Origin of the sequence: Bacillus cereus group sp. BfR-BA-01453 (assembly GCF_022662915.1) — a bacterium.
Classification (GTDB): Bacteria; Bacillota; Bacilli; order Bacillales; family Bacillaceae_G; genus Bacillus_A; species Bacillus_A paranthracis.
In genome coordinates this window covers 28,799-51,080 of sequence record NZ_JAKUEN010000002.1, presented here as the reverse complement: position 1 = coordinate 51,080, position 22,282 = coordinate 28,799, and the positions used below count along the sequence as shown (strand labels likewise).

The window sequence follows — 22,282 nt, the reverse complement described above, 5'->3', positions numbered from 1 at the left end:
CATTTCCTAGGAAAGTACATATAAAATTGACAAATTTTTATTCACCCCAATCTGTAAGGACTAAATAAAGATTCACTTTACCTTTGTAAATTCATTTTTTCACCATACTCTTTAACAATTTGAATAATATTTTGAAAAACACCTATTTTTTCTTGTTTACTATTTAATATTTTTAAATCATAATTTTCATAATATGTTTCTAATGACTTTAATTGTGATTCTGAAGCACCTTGTACCGGAACAGTAGCATGCAATTCATACTGTTTATATCCTTCCTTTACCTTTTCACCTAAAATTTCTTCACTCTCTTTTGCTCCAATTAATTTTTGAACTTTTTCCGGATAAATGACTTGCAAATAATACTCTCGTTCCTTCTCTAACTTGTTGTATAGTGATTGTGAAATCGTATACCGTACCGTATAATTCACTTTTTGATCACTTGCTTTAATATGAAACGCGGTAATCTGCAAATCTTTTTTTGTTACTTCCGTTAAAGGACCTACCTGCTTCTCATCTTCTTTTTGTTCTGAAACATTTGGAAATATAGCCAAAAGCTTTTCTGTATCTTTTTTATTCAGCATATACATAGCTTTCTTATGTTGTATCCATCCTTTTCTGTCTTCTCCTCTTAGCCATGCATAATATGTTTCCTTTTTCCCATCTCTACTAATTTGTATTTCATATTCAGGTTCACCGAAGCTACCTGTTATTTCTTGTTTCTCAGCTTTATCGATAATGTCTATTACTACATTAGCTTCAGATTCCTGTAACTTTTTCTCTTTATCTTTTTTTTGTATAACTGTTACCTCTATTATTTCTTTCACTTCATTCACCGTCTCTTCCACTTTTTTTGTTTCTTTTTTTTGCTCAACTTGACTACAAGATGCTAGTAACATAACAAATAACAGCAATACATATTTCTTTTTCAACTTAATCCTCCTTTTACAATAAGAAACTCTTATAATCTTCATACAAAAAACAAAAACGTGACACACTATAAAATACGCTATACTAAGCATTGAAAGGAGGTCTTTTTCATGTCCATTAATTTTCACGATGCAAACAATAAATACACATACGCACAGCGAAACGCCCATATTTCTTGGAGAGAAATGATAAAAAATATTACAGACATACAAAATAAACGAATAATTGATATCGGCTGTGGTGGCGGGATTTATACGAAAGAACTTGCTCTTATGGGAGCAAAAAGTGTTGTTGGACTTGATTTTTCAAAAGAACTATTACAGGCTGCAAAAGAAAATTGTAGCGGATTTTCAAATATTTCATTCATTCACGGTGATGCACATAGCGTCCCATATCCTAATGATACATTCGACATTGTTATTTCGCGCGCAGTTATTCATCATTTACAAGACGTTCCTACATTTCTACGTGAAGCTTCTCGTATATTAAAGAAAAACGGTGTACTTATTGTACAAGACCGAACTATTGAAGATTGTACGATCCCTGGAAGTCCTGAACACATCCGTGGATATTTTTTCTCTATCTTTCCAAAACTCATTGAAATCGAATCAAAAAGACGTCCAAAAACCACCACGATACAGCAAGAATTACAAAAACATTTTCTTTACGTTTTCCCGACTCAAACACAATGGGAGATACGAAAAATACATGGTTCTGTAGAGGCATTATTGCAAGATTTATCACCTCGAACAGGCCGATCCATTCTATATGAACTAACAGATTATGAACTTTCTCAACTTCTACAACAAGTAAAGACCGCCTTACAAAACGTCTCTCCTATTATCGAAAGAGATCGTTGGACTATTTGGAGCGCCATGAAGTTGTAAGGAAGGAAGCCTCACAAAATAATGTGAGGCTTCCTTCTTTCATAATCTAATTTTGCAACACTCTTGATATCCTCCACTTCTGGCCTGTGCACTTCCACACTTCGGACATACTAAATATCTAGACTGATTTGTCAACAAACTACCTTTTTGAAAGAGTAAAACTTCTGCTTGTTTAAACGAACGCGAATAATATAACCACATAAAACCAATTATAGCAATAATGCCAAATAATACTCCCATCGCAAGCATTTCAGTCACCTCTTTTGGTTTGTTCTTTCCAGCAAGTGGATTGTTGTATTATTCTCTCTAAATTCAAACAATCCCTTCTTTACTCCTATAAATATCAACTTTCTCTATAATTTTTACAATTCTCCGCAAATTTTTACTTCTGTTTTACAATTCAATTTACATCAACTATTCATTTCAAAACAAATAACATTTCCGCATATATATATTTTATTAAAAAATATATTGACTTTCTAAAAAAAAAATGTGACAATACTGTCAGAATACTTGAATAAAAATTCATTGACGAGAACGAGTACGTTATAGAACTGTTCCCCAGAGAGTTGGCGATTTGCTGAAAGCCAACGTTCAGTGCGTAGCCGAAAATCATCTCCGAGAAGTAGAACTGAATGTTATAGTAAGTTCTTACCGGCTGTCCCCCGTTACAAGGAACACGTATCATGTTGTACGTTGCAAAGCCGTATACATATAGAATTATTTCTACATGTATAAATTAGGGTGGTATCGCGGGTAAATATAACTCGTCCCTTTCTTTAGGGACGAGTTTTTTGTGTTCTTACAAATGAATTTTAAAAAAGGAGGAAAAACAATGAACACTGTATCAAAAAAACATATTTTTTTCACGGGTCTTATGCTATTTTCTTTATTTTTTGGGGCAGGTAATTTAATTTTCCCTCCCATGCTTGGACAAAATGCAGGCGAAAACTTTTGGCCGGCAATGATTGGATTTTTACTAACAGGAGTCGGTTTACCACTACTAACAGTTATCGCAATTTCTTTATCAGGAAATGGTATGCAGCAACTTGCAAGTCATGTTCACCCATTATTCGGAATATTCTTTACGGTAGTTGTATACATAGCCATCGGTCCTTCTATGGGTATTCCACGCGTGGCAAATGTTGCTTATGAAATGGGCGCTAGTTCTTTCTTACCAGAAACGATTCGCTCTAGCAACCTCGTACTTTTTGTATATACAATCATCTTCTTTGCTATCGTATATTGGCTGAGTTTGAATCCATCTAAACTTGTAGATCGTATTGGAAATATATTAACACCTATTTTATTACTCTCTATTTTCTTATTGTTTGTTAAAAGTGTCTTTACACCACTTGGACAATCAGGACCTGCAATGCAAGAGTATCAAACTTCTCCGATTTTCAAAGGCTTTATGGAAGGATACTTAACGATGGATACCATTTCAGCACTTGCATTTGGAATTATCGTTGTAAATACCATTCGCTCTAAAGGTGTAAAGGATCGTAAATCCATTGCCATCGCAACAGCCAAAGCTGGACTTATTGCTGCTACTGGCCTCGTACTTGTATATGGTGCGCTTGGCTGGCTCGGTGCAACTAGCGTCTCGCTCGGATATGCAAAGAATGGTGGACAATTACTTACTGTGATCGTACAACAATTATTCGGTCCATATGGTCTACTTTTATTATCTCTTATCGTTACACTCGCTTGCTTAACAACATGTGTTGGACTTGTATCTGCATGTAGTCAATATTTCTCGACATTATTGACTAAATTTTCATACAAAACGTTTGCAAGTATCATTTGTGTATTGGGATTATTAGTTGCCAACTTAGGTTTAACAAAAATCATTTCCATCTCTGTTCCAATTCTACTTGTTGTATATCCAGTTGCGATTGTACTTGTTCTACTATCGTTACTTCATAAATATTTTGGTGGATATCGCTCTGTTTATGTAGGTGCTTTAATTGGAGCTGCAATTGTAAGCGTATTCGATGGATTAAAACAAGGTGGTATTTCAGTTTCATTTATCACATCATATTTTGAATTTATCCCTTTATATAATGAAGGAATAGGTTGGCTAGTACCTGCATTAGCCGGAGCTCTTATTGGCCTTGCAATCGCTAAGCTAAGTGGCGCGAAAAAAGTTCCCTTACTAACCGAATCTCATGAAGTAAAAGCATCCTAAAAAACTCCCGAAAGGGAGTTTTTTTACTTTTGATAAGCGCTATGATTAAAACTACTTATTTTATACGCTTTCGTATAATAATCAATATTTGTATCCACTGTTTCTACTTTGACAACATCGTAGCACTCTTCTTGCTTTACTAAAAATAAATAGTACTCTTCTGTCGCCTCAACAATTGCAATTTTATCTGTTTCAACATTATATTCTTCACAAAGCGCTTGTAATGCGTTCACATAATCCCCTAGTTTTTTAGACTTACCCATGCCGAATATAGTTTGAACTAGCATATACATTCTCCCCTTTGTATGTACTGTTAACAACTAAATGATAACGCTTACATTCGTTAGCGTCAATAAAAAGATTTTGTACAAACTAATAACCAGTGGGGACCACCCCACTGGTTAAAATTTCACTTTATCATTTCGTCAATTGATGTCGAAACGCATAAATAACCGCCTGTGTCCGGTCACTTACATTTAGCTTATTTAATATATTGCTCACATGTGTCTTTACTGTTTTGAGGGCAATAAACAACTCGTCTGCAATCTCTTGATTACTTTTCCCCTCTGCAATTAATAACAAAATTTCAGACTCTCTTTCTGTTAACTCCTCATGCAAAGGTTGTTCTTTCTTCTGACGCATACGAGACATCATTTTACCAGTAACTTTCGGCTCTAATACCGTTTCTCCATCATAAGTAGCTCGTACAGCATCTGCTATATCACTCGCTCTTGATGTTTTTAATAAATAACTTGTCGCTCCGGCCTCAATAACAGGGTACAATTTCTCATCATCTAAAAAGCTCGTTACAACTACAATTTTCGCTTCTGGCCATTCCTGAATAATAGCACGTGTTGCTTCAACACCATCCATCTCGTCCATGACAAGGTCCATTAAAATAATATCCGGTCTTAATTGCAGTGCTAACTCTGAACCTTTTCTTCCATTTTCAGCTTCTCCAACTACTTCAATATCTGGCTGCGTTGATAAATATGCTGATACACCCATTCGAACCATTTCATGATCATCCACTAGTAATACTTTTATCATGATTCTCCCCCTCTCTCAATCATAATCGGTACTTTTACTTCTATTTGTGTACCTTTATTTGGAAAACTAAGTACCTTTAATGTCCCACCAATTTCATGAACACGCTCTTGTATTGACCTTAATCCGTAAGAACCAGCCTTATTCACTCCTACTTTAAAACCTACACCATCATCAATAATTTTCAATATTGCATATTGATCAATTTTTCGAAGACGCACTTCCGTTTTCTTTGCCTTCGCATGACGTAAAGTGTTAGATAGCGCCTCTTGCACAATGCGGAATAAGTGATCTTCTACACCTTTTTTTAATTGAATCGGTTCAATTAACCATTCAATTTTCATATGTTGCTTTCTAGATAGTTCTGTTAATAATTCTTCTATACCTTCTGTTAATTTCTTACCTTCTAACTGTACTGGGCGTAAATGAAGAAGCAATGCTCTCATTTCTGACTGTGCATTTACAACCATATTTTCAACAAGCTGTAACTGCTTTTTCGTCGTTTCTGGAAATGCAGCTACTTGTTCATTAATAGCCGACATCATCATCGACATTGCAAAAAGCTGCTGACTTACAGAATCATGCAGCTCCCTCGCCAATCGATGCCTTTCTTGGGAAATCGCTTCTTGTCTCATCTCTTCATTCCAATGAGCTCGTTCATTCGTTACCTTTTGAAAGAGTCCAGCTTGCTCCTCTAATCGACGAGCCAGACCGATCACTTTTCGTTCCACTTCATGAAATTCATCATCTGCGGTAAACGAAACATCACTCGGAAAATTCCCTCGCTCTACTTCAAATAGAAACGTATTTAATCCTTGTATACGCTGCTCTATATAGTAACCGATTGCATATCCTACAATTCCCCCGATAAGTAAGCTTGTAGTCATAATAAACAAGCCAATTGGAACAGAAGCGATGGATTCCTTCCATAATAAATCATATACTTGTTGCTCGCTTTTCCATACATATACAATTGTACAAATGAGTGCGATACTAACTGAGGACAACATAGAATAACGAATATACATCCACGAAATATTTTTTTGTTTCTTCATTATACTTTCCTCACTTCCGTATCGCCTACGACAAGCGAAGAAATAATTTTAATACGACGAGGAGCCTCTTTATACTGCTCTGTTCTAAATGTAACATTGCGGTTAAACCCTGTCTCCTCATGACCTGGCAAGAGCACACGCCCGACAATAACAGAATGATTTAAAGACAGTTCAATATCATATGGCACATATAAACGAATATTACCAACGACACCCCGAATAACAATTACCGTTTCTCCTTCTGGAATCATAGCAGTTGTTAAATCTATTTCCACATCACAAGCACCATATTGAACATTAATATCCTCAAGTTCATAAATATGATCCATCATTCGTACATTGCCTACAAACATATTTTTTAAATATGGTTCTGTACGATATATTTGCTTCTCTTCGTCTATAATCCCTTCTTCTTTAATTTCAACCTTCATTGCTTTTTGCTGATGCCCTTGTTGAATCAATTGATAACCAATTAAAGCTAAACAAGCAAATACGACAAGAACAAATGCTGCTGATGAAAATAAGAAGAATAAAAATACGATACCACCGACAAATAAAAATACATTTCCCCGTACATAACGATTCTTTTTACGATAATGCCTTCCAAACATAAGCATAATAAATGCAAAAATGAGACCACCTGGTTCAAAATGTCCAAGTATCATATCAAGAAAAAGACCGAATCCAAATATGATGAGGAGCATCCCCATTAATTGTGTCTTTGAAAAATGTTTCTTCATTTCAGCTCCCCCCTTCTTGTCACATATACATAGAAGAAAAGGCATTGCTTTCCAACACCTTTTCTCCTATCACTATATCATAAGCCTGTTTTATAATATACTACTATTATTTTGTTAACTCTTTCGTTAACGATACATCATTCTTTTCTTTCATTTCACGCTCAAGCTTTGCAATCTTCATATCAAATGTATCACGTTCATGCTCCTCGTTCATACGAGTTTCTAAGTCGCGAATATGATCTTCAATTTCTTCAAAGCGTAAGAATGGATTATTTTCATCCATTTTATGCATCGCAGTATTCATACGACGATTTGCATGTGCCATATTTTCACGTGCCATTAATTCCATACGTTTTGCGTGCATTTCTTTTAATTTATTTTTCATTTCAGAAAGACGACGCTCTAGCTCATCAATTTGTTCTACAACACCTGCATACATTTCTTCTAATCGAGTTACTTGCCCTTCATAATAAGCTACTTCTTCTAATGCACGCTCATGTAGTTGTAATTCGCCTGCTTCTTGAGCGATGATCGCTTGCTTAGATCTTTTATTCACGAAATAACGTGCTTGCTCAAGCTCACGAGCAAAGTTAGATTTTAATGTTTTATGACGCTGAATTAACTTCTCAATTTTTGTTATTTCACGCTCACTATCACGTAAATATTGGTTTAACATAGCAATTGGATTTTTTCTTTCTTTCTCATCTAACACATTATGAAAATCTGCTAAAATTGCATCGCGTACACGTCCGAATAAAGATTGTTTCATTATAATCTTCCTCTCTTCTACTTTATAAATTTGATTTGATTGATTTTATATTAGTTTTTCATTAACTTGTTCCACTCATCTTCAAAGTTGCTATATGGTTTAGAACTTTCTGGAGCAGAATCAACAACTACATCTTTTTCTTTTTTCCACTCACGGTATCCGTAGTATAAAACTACTAATGCTGCAATACCGATTAATGCTGGAGAATGAGAAAGGGCGATGGACAAACCGATCAAACCAACAATACCCCAAGCTAACTTTCCAAAAAATGATTGTGCTCGCACAAATGATTTATAGCTCCAGTACACAACTCCTGCTCCGATTGCGAATCCTACAATACCAGCAAGACTACCAAGAGCAATTAAAGCTAAAATACCAGCCGCGATAAACGCTAGAAATTGTTTCATCTTGTGCTTGCCTCCCTTCGATTTGATACTCTTATCTTAACTATTTTTTCTTTTTTCCATAACGAGCTTAAGAACCGTTTTTAACTCAGACTTAAGACCGAGTTGCATTCAGCCTTTTGTAAAAACATACGGTAGCATGGGATCATCCACTCTTTTCCCGCACATAAAAAGCCGTACAGAGAACATTCTCTGTACGGCTTTCGTTACTTTTCATACACTTCATTTTCATTATGCTGTTTTATGATACTCTTTCTTTTCCGCTACTTTAGAAAACCTCGGGAAACCAATTAATATAGAAATGATTCCACATACTCCAACTAAGATTGGATAAAACGCATATGGTAACAGTTCAATTGGAGATAACGCCGCAAATCCTGCTGCTGTTAACATTTGCGCACCATACGGAATTAAACCTTGCACACAGCACGAGAAAAGATCTAATACACTCGCTGATTTACGAGGATCAATTTCATATTGATCTGCAATGTTTTTCGCAAGCGGACCTGTAAAGATAATAGAAATGGTATTATTCGCTGTACACATATTCGTCATACCTACTAAACCAGCTATACCGAACTCTGCTCCTTTTTTTGAACGAATGTTACGCGTTAAAATATTCATTAAATATTGAATGCCACCATTATATTGAATCAATTCGACCATACCGCCAATTAAAATAGCAAGTAATACTAACTCCATCATACCGCCCATTCCAGTCGTTACACTTTTAAAGAAACTCTCTAACGTATAACTTCCATCTAAAAGACCGATAACGCCGGATAGTACTGTCCCACCAGTTAACACAATAAGTACATTCCAACCAAGTAATGCTGTAATAAGTACTCCTGCATACGGTAAAATCTTTATCCAGTCAAAGCTATGTGCTTTAATCTGCGTATCGCTTCCTAAAGTAACGATTACTAAAAGTACAATTGTAATAATAGCCGCTGGTAATACAATTAAAAAGTTCGTTTTAAACTTATCTTTCATTTCTGTTCCTTGCGAACGTACAGCTGCGATTGTTGTATCTGAAATAAATGATAAATTATCACCAAACATCGCCCCGCCAACAACAGTAGCCATCGTAAGTGCAATGGAGATATCAGTTTGCCCACTAATACCTACAGCAATTGGTGCTAATGCAGCAATTGTTCCCATTGAAGTTCCCATCGCTAATGAAATAAACGCCCCTATAACAAAAATTCCAGCTACGATAAATCCTTGCGGTAAAACGGATAACGCCAAGTTAACTGTAGAATCAACGCCGCCCATCCCTTTTGCTGTTTCAGAAAATGCTCCTGCTAGGACAAAAATTAGAACCATAATCATAATGTCTGGGTTCCCTGCACCTTTAGCAAATCGTTCCACTTTTACATGAAAACTTTCTTTACGATTCATTGCTAAAGCGACTCCTACAGCAATTGAAATTGCTACAAGTATCGGCAATTTATAGAAATCACCTGTAATAATTCCAGAACCAATAAATAGCGCCAAAAATATCCCAAGTGGTAATAATGCCAAACCATTTCCTCTCGTTTCTTTCAAAGTACCATCTCTCCCTAGTTTCAACCTTTTTCTAATGAATAACAAAAGACCTCTTCCAACGAGAAGAGGTCTTATACATCTATAAGAAACGCTCTTCTCATCTTTCAAGCATATGCTTGCTGGATTTGGCACAGCACTCTGAAATCGAGTCCGCTGCCGAGGCATCGTAGGGCCAGTCCCTCCGCCTCTCTTTATAAGAAGGTTTCATATTTATTTTTTAATAATAATTTCTTCCCTAACTTTACTCGCTTACAAAACAAAAGTCAATTATTTTTTGTATAGATTTTTTTGGTAATTATACAAAAATTTGAATACAATAATCATTTTAACTTTTTGATTTCTTCTTCCAATATTGAAATCCAATAAAATTCATTATTTTTTATTGCAGCTATAATCCACTTTGTAGTGTACCAAGCTAACTCATACTCTTCTTTTGTAACATCGCCACTTCTATAAGCATCCTCTAGCTCATCTTCATCTAGTACATACACCTTACCATTCGGCAATAACACTACATCTAAATATAAATCATCAAAATACGGTAAACCACGCTCGTCTATTTCATAGTCTTTCGCCACATCGATATAATATTGCACTAATTCCTTTTGATCATCTAACATAGCGGTAATCGCAAAGTTTTTCTCGTCTATGAAATATTGAATCCACGTATACTGATTGCCAGCAATACATAGCTCTTTACCGTCATATTCTTTACAACTAGGTTCTCTCACCTTTTTTATTTCCAGTATTCCTAGCATTCCTTCTTCTATTTGCTTAACCGTATAATCCTTCTCTAGTAGTCGCTTCCACGAAGAACCGTCACCATATTTACGTTTCATTATGTCTGCTCCCCTTCTATATAGAAAAGCCCCCACATATTATGTGAGAGCTTGTTCAAATTATAATTAAGCTGCTTGCTTATTAGAAATTTCTTTCAAGTAGGCTTGTCCTTTTTCAGCGTCATATTGACCTTCCCATTTAGACATAACTACAGCTGCTAAAGAGTTACCTACAACGTTAACTGCTGTACGAGCCATATCTAGAATACGGTCAATACCTGCAATAAACGCTAAACCTTCAGGTGGAATACCTACTGTACCAAGTGTCGCTAATAATACAACGAACGATACGCCTGGTACACCTGCGATACCTTTTGATGTAACCATTAATACAAGCAATAATGTAATTTGTTGTGTAATGGATAAATCAATACCGTACATTTGCGCTAAGAAAATAGCCGCAATTGCTTGATATAAAGTTGATCCATCTAAGTTAAATGAATAACCTGTCGGAATAACGAAAGATGTAATTGCTTTCGGACAACCGAACTTCTCCATCTTCTCCATGATTTTCGGTAAAACTGTTTCTGAACTCGCTGTAGAATATGCTAAGATCAGCTCGTCTTTTAAAATCTTAAAGAATTGGAAAATGTTAATTCCAAATATTTTCGCTGTAAGTCCTAAGACAACTACAACGAAGAAAATCATTGCCCCGTATACTACAATTAATAATTTCCCTAATGGAATTAACGAAGCAAGACCAAATGTAGAAACTGTAACTCCAATTAGTGCAAACACACCAAATGGTGCAAATTTCATAACTTGATTTGTTACGTAAAACATCGCATCAGCTACACCTTGGAAAAATTGAAGAACCGGTCTTCCTCTTTCACCAATTGCTGCTACACCTAAACCAAATAATACAGAGAAGAAGATAATAGCAAGCATATCTCCGTCAGCTAATGACTTTACAATGTTTGTTGGAACAATATTTACAAATGTATCTGCAAACGAATGACTTTGTACTTGCTCTGTCGTATGTGTATATTTCGAAATATCTGTCTTTGTTAACTGCTCCATATTTACGCCTTTTCCTGGTTGGAAAATATTCGCAATTAATAGACCGACAATAATTGCAATTGTTGTAATAATTTCAAAGTAAATAATTGTTTTTCCGCCTAGTCGACCTAATTTTTTAACATCGCCAACACCAGCAACCCCAACAACAATACTTGCTACAACAATCGGTACTACAATCATTTTAATTAGTCGGATGAAAATATCACCAATTGGTTGTAAGTACTTCACAACAGCTGGATTGTCAAAGAAAATCGCACCAACCGCAATACCAAGCACAAGTCCTATTAATATTTGCCATGCAAGTCCTATTCTTTTCATATTTGTTGTAACCCCCTCTTCGATGTGTCACTCTACCTCTCATTCTATATCTATAAAACTTGAAATTAAGAGTATTACATATTATTCGACAATTCACTACATTTTGTCCCTGTTAAAAATCATAAATCAAAATTTAAAATCTGACAACAAAATAAGTTTGCCCAAACGCAAATAATTTTCTTGACAAAAATAAAACCCATGTCAGAAAACCTAACATGAGAACGATTCCTTACTAGTATTTTATTGAGTTTCCAAATTAAATTTCACTACATAAAATATACCTATTTATTCCTTTATTTAACAAAATGCAATCCAGAACACACCTTTGTTACACAAATTAAGAAAGAGAATCACCATTACAATTACCGTAAAAAAATGATAAATTCCGACAAAACTTAGTAATTTTATAAAATTTTCTTTACATTATGGTTACAACGATAGACACTCTTCTTCTTATGATATATAACATTCATAGGGAAAGGAGCCAGACAACCATGAAAAAGAAATTTGTAGCGTTCAGCGTTTTAGCAGCAGGAACGATTTTTGCTTCCCCGTTACTTTCACCCACATACGCTGAAACGAATCAAGATAAATTATCTAATATTCAATCTGAATTAGAAGGAAAACAAAATGACTTACAAAATAAATCAGCCGAGAAAGAACAAATAGAAAAAGAAATTCAAGAATTACAAAAGAAAATCGACGATTTAACTACTTCTATTAATAAAAACGAAGCTGAATTAAACGATACAAAAAAAGAAATTAGTAAGACACAACAAGTAATTACTGAAAAAAAGAAACATATAGAGCAATTACAAACAAACATAGATACGCGTCAGGAAGTTATTAAGCAACGACTGCAATCTATGCAAGAAAAACCTCGCACAAATATCATTACAGAAGTATTAACAAATTCTGCAAACATTGCTGATCTTGTTGATAATATGTACTCTGTCAGTTTAATTTTAAATAATGATACTGACATTGTGAAAAAACAAACAAATGACCAAGATGCTGTGACGAAAGAAAAAGAGGCTGTTGAGAAAAAAGAGCAACAACTGAAAGAATCCGAGCAAAAATTAGAACAAAAACAACAAGAATTACAAAACAACCAACAACAGCAACAAACTCTTATTAGCGATCTACATACGAAAGTAGCAAAAGTAGATTCAGAGATTGAAGGATTAGAAGAATCTAAAGGCATTTTAGAAAACCAGCGTCAAGCTGTTCAAAAGGCAATTGAAGAAGAAAAACGCGCAGAAGAAGCTCGTAAAGCTGAGGAAGCTCGCAAGGCGGAAGAAGCTCGTAAACAAGCTGCTACATCTGCTCAAACAGCTCAAGCGGCCCCAACACCACACGATACAAACATCGGAGGATTTATTAAACCAGCAGCTGGATCAAAAACTTCTGGTTTTGGCGTACGCTCTATAGATAACCATAAAGGAATCGATATCGCTGCTTCAGGAACTGTTCCAATTATTGCCGCTGCAGATGGCGTTGTTATTCGCTCAGAATTATCATCTAGTTACGGAAATGTTGTGTACTTATCTCACCGTATTAACGGAAAAACATATACAACAGTATATGCTCATATGAGTAGCCGTTCTGTATCAAATGGACAAACTGTAAAACAAGGAACTCAACTTGGATTTATGGGGAATACTGGCCAATCATACGGACAACATTTACACTTCGAACTTCATCTGGGAGAATGGAATGTCGGCAAGACAAACGCAGTTGATCCATCTCCTTATATCGGATTATAAAAAAACTCGGTGCATACCGAGTTCTTTTATTTCCACTTCACACACTATAGGCATTCTACATAGACTATAACTAAATGCCTATAGTTTACGGGGTGAATTATATGAATACACAATTACAGCAAAAAATACAAGAAGCTAGAGAGACTTTTATTGGCCGGCTATTTACATTTGGTGGCTCAGTTTTATTTTTAATCGGATCATTCCTCGCAGTCATCACAGCCTACAAAGCATATAATCGCTTACTAAATACACCTACAACATAATAAAAAGACGGAGATTTCTCCGTCTTTTTATTATGCAAACATTTTAAATACACCTATCACATTTAAAAATACAATAATTACAGTTACTGGAATAACATAACGAAGTAAGAAGAACCAAATATTAAATAATGTTTTCCCTTTCGTTTCCGTAACTTCTAATTCTTTCATTAACATTTCTTTACTCATTTTATTTGGTACGAATAGCGAAATAGCTAGTACCCCTAACGGCAGCAATACGTTACTTACTGAGAAGTCGACTAAGTCAAAGAATGTTTTCCCAAATATTTTCACATCACTCATAATACCAAACGATAACGCTGACGGAATTCCAACTGCAAAAATTAGAATACCAATTAATAACGATGCTGACGGACGCTTCTTCTCATTCCCCTTCGCAACAGATGCTACTACAATTTCAAGCATGGAAATCGCAGATGTTAACGTTGCAAAGAAGAATAGCACTAAAAACATAATGAAGAAAAATTGTCCAAATGGTATTTTCGCAAATACTGCTGGAAGGACGATAAATAGTAACCCTGGTCCTTCAGTCGGCTTAACACCTAGTGCGAAAATCGCCGGGAAAATCGCTAATCCTGCAAGTACTGTAACAAAAACAGTTAAACTTACAATAGATGTTGCTGACTTCGCTAAATGTTCTTCTTTCTTTAAATATGAACTATACGTTACCATTACTGAGGCCCCTACTGTTAGAGAGAAGAAAGATTGTCCCATCGCATATAAAATCGTATCTGCTGTCAGCTTTGAAAAATCTGGTTTTAAGAAGAACTCTACCCCAGCAAAAGCACCATCCAGTGTTAACGCACGAACAATAATTGCAATAAATAAAATAAATAATAACGGCATCATATACTTACTTGCCTTTTCTATCCCTTTCTCTACACCTTTACTTACGACAAAAATTGTACAAAGCATAAAGATAAATTGTGCTCCGATCGCGCTTACTGGATTTGAAATCGTCTCACCGAATAATTGCCCATAATCAGCCACTCCATTCCAGAAACTTCCTGTCACACTATAGTATAAGTAAAGTAAAATCCATCCACCTACAACACTATAAAAAGATAGTACACTAAAACAAGTAACAACTCCCATGCGACCAATCCAAGGATATAACTTGCTATTTGGCACCAATACTTTATACGCAGTAACTGCCTCTTTTTGTGTACTACGTCCAATAACAAATTCAGCTATAAGAAGCGGCATACCTATAAATAAAGTTAATAGTAAAAATACAAGGAAGAATGCGCCTCCCCCGCCATTACCTGCAACATATGGAAATTTCCATATCGCACCAAGACCTACTGCGGCTCCGGCTGCTGCGAGTACAAAGCCTATTTTCGACGTCCATTGCTGTGTTTCTTTCATCATAATTTCTCCTTTTCTGAATATTTAAACTTTTATTAATTATACACTTTCATTTCATACTCGCACACCTCCTTTAGAAAATAAAAAAGTCCCCTACACGCAAATATGCATGTAGAGGACGATATATGTAATGTTAATACCGTGGTACCACCTCAATTGGATTGATAAATCCCACTTGTTCAAGTACAGGAAAAACTCCGATACTCTATCCTTTTAACGGCGGAACCCGGGTTGCCTACTACAATGTTCAACATACCTCTCGCAAGCCCATTCTGTATATTTTATCGTACCGGGCTCACACCTTACCCCAGCTCTCTGAACGCATCAAATATACATACTCTTCTTGCTCATCGATTTCATCTATTGAAGTTACTTGTGATTATAAATTATATTCTTATAGTTGTAAAGTACAATTTATTTATTATCCTATATGAACTCTTCTCTCTAATTCTTGTAAAAACAATTCTCTTTTTTGTTCATTTTGAACATATATCGACTTCAATACCTCTTGCAACAATATATTTCTCTCTCTTTTCTCTATTTGTAATTCTTTCACCTTTATTCTAACTTCGTATAAAAAATCAAGATACGATTCATACGTCTCATCATATTTATTTGCGATATCATCTCGAATTTTTTTTGCAAGTTTTGGGCTCGCTCCGCCAGTAGAAACAGCCACATTCAGTAATCCACGATGAATCGCTGCCGGAAAATGAACATTTCCACTTTCCGGATTCGTAATAACATTTACTAATTGATTCTCTGCGACATCTTCAGCAATTTGTTCATTCAATACAGCATCACTACTCGCTGCAACAACTAAAAAGGCGTCTTTAATATCACTTTTTTCATACTCCCTTTGATACCAACGAATTTTCTTTTCTTCTACAAGTTTCACTAAATTTGCATCCAATTCAGGACTTACCACAACTATATCTGCACCTTGTTTGAGTAAAGGAATAATTTTGAATCCCGCGACTTTCCCTCCACCAATGACAACAACACGTTTCTTCTCAACTCGCACTGTAAGTGGATACATATTGATCTCCCTTCAATAATTTCTTCGTTTTCTGAATTAACATATACTGAAACGCTTCATTCTTCCCTAAATATGGACTTATTTTTATCTCATCTAGCTCATATTGGCGTACTTCTTTTTCAATATGCTTCATAAGCAAACCTGTAAATAACAAGTAAGGCAGTACAACGATATTCTTTTCTTTTCGTTCTACAACTTCCTTTAACTTCTTCTCAAATTTCGGCTCGGCAGCTGCTAAATAACAAATTTCTACTTTTTTAATTTTCTCTTCCGTTTGAAATAAAGAAGCGATCCAGTTTATATCTCGTAATACTTCAGGATCACTGCTCCCTCTTGCAACGAGAAGTAACGTCACTTCATTCTTATTTTCCTGTTCAATGCCACTACCGTTATACACTGATTTTATAAGTGTTTCTGATACGCCAAATGGATTACCATAGGTCACTTTTATACTTGGATATTGATTATTTAACTTTTCCAATTCAAACGGAATATCTTTTTTCACATGACCTGCTGCTAATAAAAAAACTGGAATAACGATAATCTCTGTAGCACCACGCTTCACACATGTACGGAACCCTTCATCAATAGTTGGACTCGCTAACTCTAAAAAACAAATTTCTTGAATACTTGCCTCTACACGGTTCATACATGACGTAATAAATGCAACCGCTTCTTCTTTCGCTGCTTTCAAGCGACTTCCATGACATATATATAAGATGGCTTTCATTTTATAACACTCCACTTACTTGATACGTACTTTCTGTCTGCTTTTCAAACCAATGGATTTTTTCTCTAAAACGGACGACTTCTCCAATTACAATCATGCTTGGATTTTGAATTTGTTCTTTTTTCGCAACATCTACAATTGTTCCTAACGTCCCAACAACTGTGCGCTGCATAGATGTCGTTCCCCGCTCAATAATAGCAGCAGGCGTACTTTTATTTTTTCCATGCTTTATCAGTTGCTCACATATGTAGGGTAAATTGCTAACCCCCATATATACAGCTAAAGTCTCTACACCTTTCGCTAAATTTTCCCACTTCACTTCCTCTTCAGCATCTTCTTTTCTATGCCCTGTCACAATAGCAAAACTTGCACTTGCATCACGATGTGTCACTGGAATACCAGCATAAGCAGGAGCAGCTATTCCAGCTGAAATACCAGGAACGATTTCAAACGGTACACCTTGCTTTGCTAACGCTTCAGCTTCTTCTCCTCCTCTACCAAATACAAATGGATCCCCACCTTTTAGCCTCGTTACAACTTTTCCTTTTTTCGCATATTTAATAAGAAACGTGTTAATTGTCTCTTGCTTCATCGTGTGATAATTTGGTAGTTTTCCGCAATAAATTAAATCCGCTCCAGACTTTGCATAGGAAAGCAACTCTTTATTTACGAGACGGTCGTACAAAATAACATCTGCCTTCTCAATACATTTCAATCCTTTTACAGTAATTAAATCTGGATCTCCAGGGCCAGCTCCAACGATATATACTTTTCCCATCATCTCTCCTCATTTCTACTATTAAAGTGAAACTTCCATCCTTATATAGGAATGGAAGTTTTCATTTCTTCATATTTCAATGTTCCTTACTCATGAATAACAAAAGCCGCGCTTTTTCGAATCTTCTTTTTTTCAAATAGAGCAATCTCCTTTACTTCTGGTAACGGTAAAAAATGTTTTTCAAGTTCAATCTCCGCCATCTTAAATGCCTTTTCTTCACTTTCAGCAACAACAACAATTGGAACAATACTATTCTCTAATACAGCTTCAAATCGATATAAATCCATATTGTCCCTCCTAAGACGCTATTACTTCTTCTAACACGTTATTTAACGCTGTTTGTAATGTCTCTACACCAACACGGCCTACAAAATCATAAAACGTTTCAGCTGGTAATTTATTTTCTTTGAAATAACTTATAAATGATACGAGTACATCAGGTAGATCCTCACCATCTATTTTTCCTTTTAACTTTTGGTTATAAGCACCACCATCTAACAGCGTTCCACCTACATATATTTCAAAGGCTTCAACAATTCCTTTTTCCTTCGTTTTCATTTTTACACCTTGTAATCCAATGTCAGCAATTTGACGTTGACCACATGAATTCGGGCATCCTACCATATGAATACGAATCGGAACATCGAGTGCAATTTGTGTATCTAAGTATTCGGCAATTTTTCGTAATCTTTCTTTCGTTTCTACTAATGCAAGATTGCAATATTCAATACCAGTACAAGAAACCGCGTGACCAATAAACGATTTCGGATTTGCTGATATCGCTTCAAACAACGGCTCATTTAGCAAGCCAGTTACATTTTCTGGCGGAACATTCGGAATAATGAAGTTTTGTGAATTACATGTACGAATTTGTCCATTTCCATATTGTTTAGCAATTCTTGCAATCTCAAACATTTCTTCTGCATGTAGGCGTCCTACCGGCACATTAAAACCTACATATTTTAGTCCATCTTGTTTTTGGTCTTGGACACCATAAAAGTATCCCGCATTCCAGCCTTTAAGAGCACTTTCTCCTTTACTTTGTAATGGTCCTGTATATTCTATTAGTTTCTCTTTAAACTTCTCTGCTCCCCAGTCTGCAACAAGAAATTTCAAACGAGCTAAATGACGTTTTTCACGATATCCAAAATCACGGAATATCGTAGCAATCGCAATCGCTACCGCTTTGACTTCTTCTGGTAAAACGAATACATCTAATTCATCAGCTAAATATGGACGAGCCGATAACCCACCGCCTACTTTTATATGAAAACCAACTTTTTTCTCACCATCTATTTCTTTCGTAGCAGGTGTAAATGCAACACAGTTAATCTCTGCGTTTGCTGCGTTATAAATGTTAGAACTAATAGACATTTTAAATTTACGTGGTAAGTTAGAAAACTCTTCATTATGTTGGAAGTAGTCATATACCTCTTTCACAATATGCGTTGTATCAAATAATTCATTTGCATCAATGCCAGCAAGTGGATTTCCTGTAATATTACGCGTTATATCACCACACGCCCCAGCTGAAGATAACCCAACTCTTGCTAATCTTTTAAAAATATCTGGAATTTGATGAATTTGTAACCAATGAAACTGAATCGCCTGTCTTGTCGTAATATCTATTACGTCACGTCCATAATCCTCAGCGATAGAAGCAAGCACTTCTGCCTGTGCATTCGTAATAATGCCAGAAGGAATATTTACACGCATCATAAAATAACCAGCTTCTTTCGGTCTTTGTAAATACAACCCTGCCCATTTGAATGCGTCCCACTCTTCTTTCGGAATAGATTCGAAGCCATTCTCTGCATAGTAAGGAATGTCATTAAAGATTTCCAATCCATCTTTTTTTAATTTATTTTTCTCAGTTTGATTTAATTTTTCATTGTTAGCCCATACTTTTTCATAACTCATTTTTTAATCCCCCTATATAAAGTGAAACTTTAATCAGTGGGGGGTTCCTCCCCCACTGATTATTGATTGAACCAATCAGGAATTTACAGGCAATTCATCTCCTACCTAACTTCTTTGCCCTAGACAAATTTTGAGATGACAGTTTTACTGCCCGCCAATTAGCGGGATAAAACTACGCTCTTGTAAGTACTTCACGATTTGTTCTGCACATTCTTCAATAGAATGCTTATGCGTTTCTACAATTAATTCCGCTTTCTCTGGTTCCTCATATGGTGAATCGATACCTGTAAAGTCTTTAATATCACCTTTTCTTGCTTTTTTATAAAGCCCTTTCGGATCACGTTTCTCACACTCTTCAATTGGACATTTTACAAACACTTCTATAAATTCATCTGCAGCTAATAGATCTCTAACTTGTTTTCGGTCTACTCGAAACGGTGAAATAAACGCTGTAAGAACAACAGTACCTTGATCTACAAATAGCTTTGCCACTTCGCCAATCCGTCTTATATTTTCCATACGATCACTTTCAGAAAAACCTAAATCTTTATTTAAACCGTGGCGTATATTATCTCCATCAAGTACATAGTTTCCAATATTCTTTTCAAATAGTTTACGAGCAACCGCGTTTGCTACTGTAGATTTACCCGACGCTGATAAACCAGTAAACCAAATTACAAAACTATGATGCCCATTCTTCACTCTTCTCTCATCTTTTGAAACCGAAGCTGTATGCCAAGTAATATTTGTGTCCATCTCATTCTCTCCCTATTCTGTTACTACTTCTTTTTTCAAGCCTTTAATTAGCACTTCCACTACTTCTTTACGACTAAATGTACTTGGCGGAATCTCACCGTTTCGTAATAGTTCTCTTACTTTCGTACCCGATAAAATAACATGATCTTCTTTTCCGTGCGGGCATGTTTTCGTCGAAGCCATTGCTTCACATTTCGTACAGTAAAAACTATGTTCAAAAAATAACGGTGTAATCCCTAATTCTTCTACTGTAAAGTTTGTAAAAATTTCTTGCGCTTCATAAGTACCGTAATAATCTCCTACCCCTGCATGATCTCGCCCTACAATAAAGTGGGTACATCCAAAATTCTTTCTGACTAGTGCATGAAATATCGCTTCCCTCGGTCCTGCGTAACGCATCGCTGCAGGAAATACACTTAAAAAGACACGATCTTTCGGATAATAGTTTTGAAGTAACACTTCATAGCTTTCCATTCTTACATCAGCAGGAATATCGTCCGACTTCGTTTCCCCGACGAGGGGATTTAAAAAGAGACCATCTACAATTTCAAGAGCAGATTTTTGAATATATTCATGGGCACGATGTACAGGATTTCTCGTTTGGAATCCGACTACTGTTTTCCAACCACGTTTTTTAAATTCTTCTCTCGTTTCAATTGGGTCTAAATGATAAGAAGGAAACGGATTATTTTCAAAGCGTTTCGTAAGAACAATAGCCCCACCGACATAAACGTTCGGTCGTTCATATAATTTTTTCACTCCCGGATGAGCCTCATCCGTCGTTTTATATACTAGTAACGCTTCTTTTTCCTTATCAGGCACAAAAATATCTTCTATTTGAATGACACCATATACGTTTCCACCGTTAACAAGCTTTACTTCCTCTCCAACTTTTAGCGTCTCTGCTACCTCTTCCGTTACTGGTAATGTAATTGGTATACTCCAAACACTTCCATTATTTAAACGAAGCGTTTCTACAACCGAATCATAATCTTTCTTTCCTAGAAAACCAGTAAGCGGGCTATATCCCCCTGTCGCTAATAGTTCTAAATCACTTAACGCAATGTTATCTAGCTCAATTTCTTTTTCAATTTGTGATATGTCATATGTCTCGTCTACAAGGTTTACCAATTCGTTTACTGTACTCATTTTCTATATCTCCTCTTTGTTTTATTTCAAGATTCATCTTATTGATAATGAAGACCACATTCAGTTTTCACTTTCCCAGCCCATCTACCATCTCTCGAATCGCCACCCTCTCCTACAGGCAACGTACACTTCTCACACCCAATACTTGGATATCCAATATCATGTAATGGGTTATACGGCAAGCTATGCTTGTATACATATCGCCATACTTCTTTCCACGTCCAATGAATGAGCGGACAAACTTTAATAGATTGAAAACGATGATCTTGATTTATAAACTTTGTATGCTTACGCGTTTCTGATTGTTCTCTCCTCAACCCTGATATCCACGCTTTTTCATTCGCTAATGATTCTTCTAACGGTAAAATCTTCCTAATTTTACAACAAAGATTAGGATTGCTTTCCCATAGCTTGTTACCATACAAGTTGACTTGTTCATCAAGTGTAAGTTTTGGCTGTTTTTCTATAATATTTAATGAAGGAAATCGTTCCCGCACTTTTTGAATTAATTCATACGTTTCTTGAAAATGTACGTTAGTATCTAAAAAAACAACTTTAGCAGATGGATTTACTTGGTTAATAAGATGCAGCAGTACCATCCCTTCCACTCCGAAGCTACATGCGTATACAATTTCACTTTTATATTCTTTATAAGCCCAACTTAATACAGATAACGCGCCTTTCGTTTCATCTTCTTCTGAAAATGAAACATCATTTTCTTCCCACGTTTCATACGTCAACATGTTTTTT

General features: G+C 35.8%; 24 protein-coding genes, 1 riboswitch and 2 other annotated features. Of the genes, 4 read left to right on the top strand and 20 right to left on the bottom strand.

The features are described from left to right. Positions 1-77: 77 nt before the first annotated feature. A complete protein-coding gene (locus MR070_RS04995) occupies positions 78-929 on the bottom strand; it encodes a YhfM domain-containing protein (protein WP_242260698.1) in 852 nt (283 codons plus the stop codon). 108 nt (positions 930-1,037) lie between these two features. Between MR070_RS04995 and MR070_RS04990 the strand changes: the two genes are divergently transcribed. After that, positions 1,038-1,814 (top strand): class I SAM-dependent methyltransferase, encoded by a 777-nt coding sequence (locus MR070_RS04990; protein ID WP_242260696.1) that lies wholly within the window; start codon positions 1,038-1,040, stop codon positions 1,812-1,814. Between the two features lie 39 nt (positions 1,815-1,853). On the opposite strand, the gene MR070_RS04985 is transcribed toward MR070_RS04990, so the two are convergent. Next, positions 1,854-2,063 (bottom strand): hypothetical protein, encoded by a 210-nt coding sequence (locus MR070_RS04985; RefSeq protein WP_000880630.1) that lies wholly within the window; start codon positions 2,061-2,063, stop codon positions 1,854-1,856. A gap of 270 nt (positions 2,064-2,333) precedes the next feature. Next, positions 2,334-2,592: a binding site (T-box leader), on the top strand. 57 nt (positions 2,593-2,649) lie between these two features. Here MR070_RS04985 and brnQ3 point away from each other — a divergent pair. Next, positions 2,650-4,005, top strand: coding sequence for a branched-chain amino acid transport system II carrier protein BrnQ3 (brnQ3, locus tag MR070_RS04980; RefSeq protein WP_001099145.1), 1,356 nt, complete (start codon positions 2,650-2,652; stop codon positions 4,003-4,005). Between the two features lie 23 nt (positions 4,006-4,028). Here brnQ3 and MR070_RS04975 read toward each other — a convergent pair whose 3' ends face one another. From MR070_RS04975 to gltP, 9 genes are all read right to left on the bottom strand, one after another. Further along, positions 4,029-4,298, bottom strand: a complete 270-nt coding sequence (locus tag MR070_RS04975) for a DUF3992 domain-containing protein (protein ID WP_308667987.1) — start codon at positions 4,296-4,298, stop codon at positions 4,029-4,031. Between the two features lie 124 nt (positions 4,299-4,422). Beyond that, positions 4,423-5,055, bottom strand: a complete 633-nt coding sequence (locus MR070_RS04970) for a response regulator (protein WP_000598709.1) — start codon at positions 5,053-5,055, stop codon at positions 4,423-4,425. Continuing rightward, a complete protein-coding gene (locus tag MR070_RS04965; RefSeq protein ID WP_000744319.1) occupies positions 5,052-6,107 on the bottom strand; it encodes a sensor histidine kinase in 1,056 nt (351 codons plus the stop codon). Before MR070_RS04965 ends, MR070_RS04970 begins: the two co-directional genes overlap by 4 nt. Continuing rightward, positions 6,107-6,847 (bottom strand): cell wall-active antibiotics response protein LiaF, encoded by a 741-nt coding sequence (gene liaF / locus MR070_RS04960; RefSeq protein WP_000716091.1) that lies wholly within the window; start codon positions 6,845-6,847, stop codon positions 6,107-6,109. The genes MR070_RS04965 and liaF overlap by 1 nt, the downstream gene beginning before the upstream one ends. Before the next feature lie 106 nt (positions 6,848-6,953). Then, a complete protein-coding gene (locus MR070_RS04955) occupies positions 6,954-7,616 on the bottom strand; it encodes a PspA/IM30 family protein (protein WP_000814138.1) in 663 nt (220 codons plus the stop codon). 50 nt (positions 7,617-7,666) lie between these two features. Then, positions 7,667-8,023 (bottom strand): lmo0954 family membrane protein, encoded by a 357-nt coding sequence (locus MR070_RS04950; protein ID WP_000808648.1) that lies wholly within the window; start codon positions 8,021-8,023, stop codon positions 7,667-7,669. 228 nt (positions 8,024-8,251) lie between these two features. Next, positions 8,252-9,568 (bottom strand): Na+/H+ antiporter NhaC family protein, encoded by a 1,317-nt coding sequence (locus MR070_RS04945; protein WP_242260694.1) that lies wholly within the window; start codon positions 9,566-9,568, stop codon positions 8,252-8,254. Positions 9,569-9,662: 94 nt separating this feature from the next. Further along, positions 9,663-9,768, bottom strand: a riboswitch (SAM riboswitch). Between the two features lie 120 nt (positions 9,769-9,888). Continuing rightward, positions 9,889-10,407, bottom strand: a complete 519-nt coding sequence (locus MR070_RS04940) for a ribonuclease FAU-1 family protein (RefSeq protein WP_242260691.1) — start codon at positions 10,405-10,407, stop codon at positions 9,889-9,891. Between the two features lie 66 nt (positions 10,408-10,473). Continuing rightward, positions 10,474-11,745, bottom strand: a complete 1,272-nt coding sequence (gene gltP / locus MR070_RS04935) for a glutamate/aspartate:proton symporter GltP (protein WP_000821148.1) — start codon at positions 11,743-11,745, stop codon at positions 10,474-10,476. A 494-nt stretch (positions 11,746-12,239) separates the two neighbouring features. Between gltP and MR070_RS04930 the strand changes: the two genes are divergently transcribed. Both MR070_RS04930 and MR070_RS04925 read left to right on the top strand, forming a co-directional pair. Beyond that, positions 12,240-13,511: a murein hydrolase activator EnvC family protein gene (locus tag MR070_RS04930; protein ID WP_139896204.1), complete on the top strand. Its 1,272-nt coding sequence runs from the start codon at positions 12,240-12,242 to the stop codon at positions 13,509-13,511. Positions 13,512-13,612: 101 nt separating this feature from the next. Further along, positions 13,613-13,774 carry a hypothetical protein gene (locus MR070_RS04925; protein WP_242260689.1) on the top strand — a complete coding sequence of 54 codons (162 nt, stop codon included), beginning with the start codon at positions 13,613-13,615 and terminating at the stop codon, positions 13,772-13,774. Between the two features lie 30 nt (positions 13,775-13,804). Here the strand turns inward: MR070_RS04925 and MR070_RS04920 are convergent, their stop codons facing one another. The 9 genes from MR070_RS04920 to cysH all read right to left on the bottom strand — a co-directional run bounded on the left by MR070_RS04920 (position 13,805) and on the right by cysH (position 22,275). Next, positions 13,805-15,160, bottom strand: a complete 1,356-nt coding sequence (locus MR070_RS04920; protein WP_139304176.1) for a sodium-dependent transporter — start codon at positions 15,158-15,160, stop codon at positions 13,805-13,807. A gap of 111 nt (positions 15,161-15,271) precedes the next feature. Continuing rightward, positions 15,272-15,520: a binding site (T-box leader), on the bottom strand. Positions 15,521-15,581: 61 nt separating this feature from the next. Further along, entirely contained in the window at positions 15,582-16,199 is a 618-nt protein-coding gene (locus MR070_RS04915) for an NAD(P)-binding protein (RefSeq protein WP_000283344.1), read from the bottom strand. Next, positions 16,174-16,929 carry a sirohydrochlorin chelatase gene (locus MR070_RS04910; RefSeq protein ID WP_000644361.1) on the bottom strand — a complete coding sequence of 252 codons (756 nt, stop codon included), beginning with the start codon at positions 16,927-16,929 and terminating at the stop codon, positions 16,174-16,176. Before MR070_RS04910 ends, MR070_RS04915 begins: the two co-directional genes overlap by 26 nt. Before the next feature lies 1 nt (position 16,930). Further along, positions 16,931-17,707 carry a uroporphyrinogen-III C-methyltransferase gene (cobA, locus tag MR070_RS04905; RefSeq protein WP_000521286.1) on the bottom strand — a complete coding sequence of 259 codons (777 nt, stop codon included), beginning with the start codon at positions 17,705-17,707 and terminating at the stop codon, positions 16,931-16,933. An 86-nt stretch (positions 17,708-17,793) separates the two neighbouring features. Beyond that, entirely contained in the window at positions 17,794-17,994 is a 201-nt protein-coding gene (locus MR070_RS04900) for a DUF3906 family protein (RefSeq protein ID WP_000366909.1), read from the bottom strand. Between the two features lie 10 nt (positions 17,995-18,004). Further along, positions 18,005-19,627 carry a nitrite/sulfite reductase gene (locus MR070_RS04895; protein WP_000119649.1) on the bottom strand — a complete coding sequence of 541 codons (1,623 nt, stop codon included), beginning with the start codon at positions 19,625-19,627 and terminating at the stop codon, positions 18,005-18,007. Between the two features lie 144 nt (positions 19,628-19,771). Next, positions 19,772-20,383: an adenylyl-sulfate kinase gene (gene cysC / locus MR070_RS04890; RefSeq protein WP_242260687.1), complete on the bottom strand. Its 612-nt coding sequence runs from the start codon at positions 20,381-20,383 to the stop codon at positions 19,772-19,774. Positions 20,384-20,395: 12 nt separating this feature from the next. Continuing rightward, on the bottom strand, positions 20,396-21,532 hold the full coding sequence (sat, locus tag MR070_RS04885; RefSeq protein WP_242260685.1) for a sulfate adenylyltransferase: 1,137 nt from the start codon (positions 21,530-21,532) through the stop codon (positions 20,396-20,398). Between the two features lie 38 nt (positions 21,533-21,570). Beyond that, on the bottom strand, positions 21,571-22,275 hold the full coding sequence (cysH, locus tag MR070_RS04880) for a phosphoadenylyl-sulfate reductase (protein WP_242260683.1): 705 nt from the start codon (positions 22,273-22,275) through the stop codon (positions 21,571-21,573). Positions 22,276-22,282 lie beyond the last annotated feature (7 nt).